5 protein-coding genes and 1 rRNA gene are annotated in these 6,444 nt (G+C 71.2%); 5 read left to right on the plus strand and 1 reads right to left on the minus strand.

Annotation, left to right across the window (positions count from 1 at the left end; translation table 11 throughout):
- Window positions 1-93: 93 nt before the first annotated feature.
- The 5 genes from FHS23_RS19495 (at window position 94) to hisS (ending at window position 5,971) form a co-directional block, all read left to right on the plus strand.
- A complete protein-coding gene (locus FHS23_RS19495) occupies window positions 94-1,800 on the plus strand; it encodes a phospho-sugar mutase (RefSeq protein WP_183658110.1) in 1,707 nt (568 codons plus the stop codon).
- A 6-nt stretch (window positions 1,801-1,806) separates the two neighbouring features.
- Entirely contained in the window at window positions 1,807-2,259 is a 453-nt protein-coding gene (locus FHS23_RS19500; RefSeq protein WP_183657989.1) for an NAD(P)H-dependent oxidoreductase, read from the plus strand.
- A 127-nt stretch (window positions 2,260-2,386) separates the two neighbouring features.
- Window positions 2,387-3,061 carry an LppX_LprAFG lipoprotein gene (locus FHS23_RS19505; RefSeq protein WP_183658003.1) on the plus strand — a complete coding sequence of 225 codons (675 nt, stop codon included), beginning with the start codon at window positions 2,387-2,389 and terminating at the stop codon, window positions 3,059-3,061.
- Window positions 3,058-4,647 carry an MFS transporter gene (locus FHS23_RS19510; protein ID WP_425501154.1) on the plus strand — a complete coding sequence of 530 codons (1,590 nt, stop codon included), beginning with the start codon at window positions 3,058-3,060 and terminating at the stop codon, window positions 4,645-4,647. Before FHS23_RS19505 ends, FHS23_RS19510 begins: the two co-directional genes overlap by 4 nt.
- A gap of 46 nt (window positions 4,648-4,693) precedes the next feature.
- Window positions 4,694-5,971 carry a histidine--tRNA ligase gene (gene hisS, locus FHS23_RS19515; protein ID WP_183658006.1) on the plus strand — a complete coding sequence of 426 codons (1,278 nt, stop codon included), beginning with the start codon at window positions 4,694-4,696 and terminating at the stop codon, window positions 5,969-5,971.
- 381 nt (window positions 5,972-6,352) lie between these two features.
- Here hisS and rrf read toward each other — a convergent pair.
- Window positions 6,353-6,444 (minus strand): 5S ribosomal RNA (gene rrf / locus FHS23_RS19520); the annotation flags it as partial.

Consider the following 6,444-nt stretch of genomic DNA (forward strand, 5'->3'; position numbering starts at 1 on the left):
CCCCACTCGGCTCAGGCGAGGGCAAAGCTATCGACCCCCGTCACGGCCTGACAACATGGGCCCGTGCCCGAGTCCGCAGAACCCGCCGCCCGATTGACGCCCGACGTGCGCGACGCCGCGTACCGGTGGATCGTCGACGACCCGGATTCCTCGACGCAGGAGGAGTTGCAGGCCGTGCTCGCGCGCGCCATGGCGGGTGACGCCGAGGCGATCGCCGAGTTGACCGACCGCATGGCGGGCCCGCTCGAGTTCGGCACCGCGGGCCTGCGCGGCCCGGTGCGGGCGGGTCCGAACGGCATGAACACGGCCGTCGTGGTCCGCACGACCGCGGGAGTGGCGCGGTGGCTGGGCGACTCCGGCCACGCGGGCCGGCCGGTGGTGATCGGCCGCGACGCCCGGCACGGGTCGGACCGGTTCGCGACGGCGGCCGCCGAGGTGCTGACGGCGGCGGGATTCGCTGTCTCGGTGCTGCCCTCGCCCCTGCCGACGCCACTGCTGGCGTTCGCGGTCGGGCATCTCGGCGCGGCGGCGGGCATCCAGATCACGGCGTCGCACAACCCGCCCGCCGACAACGGCTACAAGCTCTACGACCACACGGGCGCGCAGATCGTGCCGCCTGCGGACCAGCGGATCGAAGCGGCGATCGAGGCGGCGCCTCCCGCACGACAGGTGCCGCGGGCGGGCGGCGCGACGACCGTCGACGTGCTCGACTCCTACCTCGCCGCGACGACGAGGCTGCCGCGCGGCCGGGCACACGACGTGCGGATCGCGGCGACGGCGCTGCACGGCGTGGGCGCCGAAGTCCTCGAGGCCGCGCTGCACGGAGCCGGTTTCGCCGACGTCCACCTGGTCGACTCGCAGCGCGCGCCCGACCCCGACTTCCCGACCGTCACCTTCCCCAACCCGGAGGAGCCCGGTGCCACGGACCGGCTGCTGGCGCTGGCCGCGGACGTGGAGGCCGACGTGGCGATCGCACTCGACCCGGACGCCGACCGGTGCGCCCTCGGCGTTCCCGGGCCCGACGGCGAGTGGCGGATGCTCCGCGGGGACGACACCGGCGCGCTCCTCGGCGAGTACGTGCTGTCCGGCGTGGACGGCAGCGCTCCGGCTTCCGGGGCCGGGGAGCTGATCGTCGAGTCCGACGGCACGGTCACCGACTCCGGCGCTCCACTGGCGGCGACGACGATCGTGTCGTCCTCGCTGCTGGGCGACATCGCGCGTGCCCACGGCGCCCGGTACACCGAGACGCTGACCGGCTTCAAGTGGCTCGCCCGCGCCGGTGACGGGCTGGTGTTCGCCTACGAGGAGGCGCTCGGACTGTGCGTCGCGCCGGAGGTCGTGCGCGACAAGGACGGCATCTCCGCGGCGGTCGTCGCCTGCGATCTGGTCGCGACGCTGAAGGCAGGCGGGCGCACGGTGCTCGACGTGCTCGACGACCTCGCCACACGCCACGGCATCCACGCGACCGACCAGGTGTCGTTGCGCATCGCCGACCTCACCGCGCGGGCCGAGCTGATGACCCGGCTGCGCACCGACCCGCCCTCCGACCTCGCAGGCGTGACCGTCACGGCCGAGGACCTGCTACCGGACGCCGACGTGCTGCGACTGCGCGGCGACGGCGTCCGGGTGCTGCTGCGGCCGTCCGGCACCGAACCGAAGCTCAAGGCCTACCTGGAAGTGACCGAACCGCCCGGCGACGACCTCGCCGCCGCGCGCTCCCGTGCCGCGGAACGCCTCACCACGCTGCGCGGCGCGCTCGACCGCGTGCTTGCCGAGTCCGCTCCCACCGAGGCACCCTGATACGTCGTGGCCACGCTGTTGATCGTTCACCACACGCCGTCGCCGAGCCTGCAGGCGATGTTCGAATCGGTCGTCTCCGGGGCGACCGACCCCGAGATCGAGGGCGTCGACGTCGTGCGCAGGCCCGCGCTGTCCGCGACCGCCTCCGATGTGCTCGGTGCCGACGGGATCGTGCTCGGCACTCCCGCGAACCTCGGGTACATGTCGGGCGCGCTGAAGCACTTCTTCGACACCGTCTACTACCCGTGCCTCGACGCCACGCGCAGCCTGCCGTTCGGCTACTACGTGCACGGCAACGAGGGCGTCGAAGGTGCGCAGAAGGCCGTCGCGACCGTGACGGCCGGCCTCGGCTGGCAGCAGGCGACGGCGGCCGTGACCGTCATGGGCGAGCCCGACAAGGACGACCTCGCCGCCTGTTGGGAGCTCGGCGCCACGTCGGCCGCCAACCTCATGGAGTGACATCCACTCAGCCCGGTCGCCGGCGCCCAAGGGCCACCACCGAGTGACGGGCGCGTCCCGGTACCGGCCGGGCCGCTTCCCCACCACCGCTCAGAACGTGGCGCTCCGCGCCCAGTACCTTTCGGGCATGCGCACACGTCGACTGCTCGCCGGGGTGCTGGTCGCCGCGGCCGTCACCGCCAGCGGGTGTTCCTCCGGCTCCGACGAATCCCTCCCGGAAGCGGCGACGCTCGTCGACGACGCCGCGAACGCCACGGCCGACATCGACAGCACCCACTTCGCCATCCAGGTCAACGGCAACGTGCAGGGCCTGATGATCCAGTCGCTCGACGGCGACCTGACCGCCGACGGCGAAGCCGAGGGCAGCGGCACCATCACGCAGGCAGGCCAGCTGGTGGAGATCGACTTCGTCCTCACCGGCGACGCGCTGCACCTCAAGGGCCCCACGGGCGGCTACCAGCAGCTGCCCGCCTCGATGGTGTCGAGCATCTACGACCCGTCGGCGGTGCTCGACAAGGACCGGGGCGTCGCCAAGCTCGTCTCCAGCCTCGAGAACCCCGAGACGACGGCCAAGGAGGAGGTCGCGGGCGGCGAAGCCTTCAAGGTCGAGGGCACACTCCCGCGGGACGTGCTGTCCGAGGTGCTGCCCGGTGTGCCGTCGGCGGCGGACGTGGCGTTCTGGATCCGCGACGACGAGTCACGCCTGCCCGTCAAGGCCACGGCGACGTTCTCGGGTGACGCATCCGTCGACATCACCCTGTCCGACGTGAACAAGCCCGTCACGGTCGAGCCTCCCCGGTGACCTCCCCCGACGCCACCGGCGCCCGAGCCACCACCGACCACGGCAGAGGCGGCAACGACAGAGGCGGCGGCAGAGGCGACGCCGCGGTCGACACGGCCGCCCGTTCGCGCGGTCTGGCGATCAGCGCGGGCGGACTCGCGGTACTGCTCGGCGCTCTGGACACCTACGTCGTCCTCGGGCTGCTGCGGCAGATCGTCGAGGACCTGCAGGTCCCGCTCAACCGCATCGAGCGGGTCACGCCGATCGTCACGGGCTACCTGCTCGGCTACGTCGCCGCGATGCCGCTGCTCGGACAGGCGTCGGATCGGTTCGGCCGGAAGGCGCTGTTGCAGACGTGCCTGACGGTGTTCATCGGCGGCTCCGTGCTGACGGCCGCGGCCGAGTCGGTGCCACTGCTGGTGGCGGGCCGCGTGGTGCTGGGCGTCGCGGGTGGTGCACTGCTGCCGGTCACGCTGGCACTGGCGGCCGATCTGTGGTCGCAGCACCGGCGCGCGGCCGTGCTCGGCGCGGTCGGCGGCGCACAGGAACTGGGCAGCGTCCTCGGCCCGGTGTACGGCATCGCGCTGGCCGGTCTCGCGGGGTGGCGGGCCGTGTTCTGGGTGAACGTGCCGTTGGCGCTGCTGGCGATGGTCGTGGTGCACCTGTCGATCCGGGGCGGACGTCCGGCGCAGCGGCAGAAGGCCGACGTAATGGGCGCGGGCCTGCTGGCCGTCACGCTCGGACTGCTCGTCGTCGCGCTGTACAACCCGGAACCGCAGGAACAGGTCCTGCCGAGCTGGGGCCCGGCGATGTTGATCGCCGCTGCGGCGGCGTTGCTGGCGTTCGTCGGCTGGGAGGTCACAGCCCGCACCCGGCTGCTCGACACCGCGAACGTGCAGCTCCGGCCGTTCTTCGCCGCCCTCGGTGCGAGCCTGGCCGCGGGTGCGGCACTCATGGTCACGCTGGTCGACGTCGAGCTGTTCGCCCAGACACTGCTCGGCGAACGCGATCACGGCGCGGTGCTGCTGTTGTTGCGGTTCCTCATCGCACTGCCGGTGGGTGCCGTGATCGGCGGTCTACTCGCGAACCGCATCGCGGAACGCTGGGTGGCGGCCGCGGGCCTGCTCATCGCCGCCTGCGGATTCCTGCTCATGTCGCAGTGGCCCGCCGACGTGCTGTCGAGCCCGCACGAACTCGGCCCGTTGGCACTGCCGAGGTTGGACACGGACCTGGTCCTCGTCGGCATCGGACTGGGCCTGGTCATCGCGCCGTTGTCGGCGGTGGTGCTGCGCGTCGTGCCGTCGGACCAGCACGGCATGGCGTCGGCGGCGGTGGTCGTGGCGCGGATGACGGGCATGCTCGTGGGCATCTCCGCGCTGTCGGCGTGGGGCCTGCACCGGTTCCACACCCTGACCGCGGAGCTGCAGACGCCGCTGCCGATGCTCTACCCGAACGACGCGGCGTTCGATCGGGCCGCGGCCGAGTACGCGGCGAAGCTGCAGGACGCGATGCTCACCCAGTACACGGAGATCTTCGCGATCACCGCGGCCGTCTGTGTCGTGGGTGCCTGCCTCGCCCTGCTCACCGGTCCACGACGCGCTCGATAGACTCGGCGGGTATCCCTGCCCGTACACGTGTTCAAGGACTCTCCTGGTGAAGATCGACAACAGCCCCGCAAGGGGAACCCGTGACCTGCTTCCTGCTGCGGTGGCGGTGCGCGACCATGTGCTGTCGACGATCACCGAGGTTTACGGGCGCTACGGCTACCAGCGCATCGAGACACCCGCGCTGGAACGCATCGAGCGCCTGTCCGGCGGCCAGGGTGGCGAGAACGAGAAGATGATCTTCCAGGTGCTGCGCCGCGGCCTGCCCGAGCGCATCGAGGCCGGCACCGACCTGGCCGAGCTGGTCGACATGGGGTTGCGCTACGACCTGACGGTCCCGCTGGCCCGCTTCTACGGCCAGCACCGGGGCGAACTGCCGACCCCGTTCCGTTCGTTCCAGTTCGGACCGGTGTGGCGCGCCGAGCGGCCGCAGAAGGGCCGGTACCGCCAGTTCTACCAGTGCGACATCGACATGGTCGGTGAGCCGGGCACGCTCGCCGAGGCCGAACTGATCGAGGCGACGACGCAGGCGCTCAACCGTGTCGGACTCACCGGCACGACGGTGCGGATCTCCGACCGCCGCTTTCTGTCCGCGCTGGCCACCGAGGCCGGTGTTCCGGCCGAGGAGCAGGACGGCTTCTTCATCACGCTCGACAAGCTGGACAAGATCGGCTGGGACGGCGTCGCCGCCGAACTGGAGAAGCGCGGTTTCGGTTCGGACGTCGTGTCGGCCGCCCGCGACCGCATCGAGGCGCTCGGTGAGGTCGCAGGCGACAAGCTGTCCGCGACGCTCTCCGACGTGCTGCCGAGCCTGCCGGACGCCGTGCTCGACGACCTGGCCACCACCGCGACGTGCCTGTCGGACATCGGTGTTCAGAACTCGGTCTCGTGGGAGTTCGACCCGACGCTCGTGCGCGGGATGGGCTACTACACGGGCCACATCTTCGAGGTGACCGCACCGGACGCCGCAGGCTCGGTCGCCGGTGGTGGCCGCTACGACAACCTCATCGGCCGTTCACTGGGCACCGACGTCCCCGCGTGCGGTTTCTCGATCGGTTTCGAGCGGATCGTCGACCTGCTGTCGGAGCCGCCGGCGCAGGAACGCCTCGCCGTGCTGTACGACTCCGAGGTGCCGACCCCGACCGTGCTGGCCTCGGCACGGGAGTTGCGCGCCGGCGGCCGGTCCGTCGCGCCGGTCGGCCGCAGCGGCAAGTTCGCCGCACAGTTGAAGCGCCTGGAGGACGCGGGCTTCACGGCGTTCGTCCACCTGCGCGCCGGCGACGAAACGGGAACGCTCGCCGAACGCCCGCTCCGCGGCGAGAACTGACACCCGCACCTCAACGCCAAGATGGGCTGCGTGACTCGTCGAGTCACGCAGCCCATCTTTTATGCGAGTCACGCGCGCCGTTTCGTCACTCCACCGTCTTCTCCGCCGTCGTGGAACCCGTACGGAATTCCGTGATCCGTGGACCACGGATAGCACGCACCGCCTCGACCCACGAACAGTCTCGACCCACGAATACAGTCGAAGTACGAAAAGGCTGTCACGGTGCAAAAAGCACAAGCCCTGTTGGGGTGGCGGTGGGTGTGCGAGCCCTGGTGGTGGTGTGGACCGTGAAAAAGGGGTCAGGGCGGGTGTCGGCGAGTCCCCCGGGATGTGGGGGTCTCGAGCCGGCGTACCCGCCCTGACCTCTTCTTTTCATGTTAAGTTCGGCGGTGTCCTACTCTCCCACACCCTGTCGAGTGCAGTACCATCGGCGCTGGCAGGCTTAGCTTCCGGGTTCGGAATGGGACCGGGCG

Source organism: Prauserella isguenensis (genome assembly GCF_014191605.1).
GTDB lineage: Bacteria > Actinomycetota > Actinomycetes > Mycobacteriales > Pseudonocardiaceae > Prauserella > Prauserella isguenensis.

Excerpts from the sequence above, each read along its gene's own strand:
- FHS23_RS19505 (WP_183658003.1), top strand. The coding sequence starts at position 2,387 with ATGCGCACACGTCGACTGCTCGCCGGGGTGCTGGTCGCCGCGGCCGTC.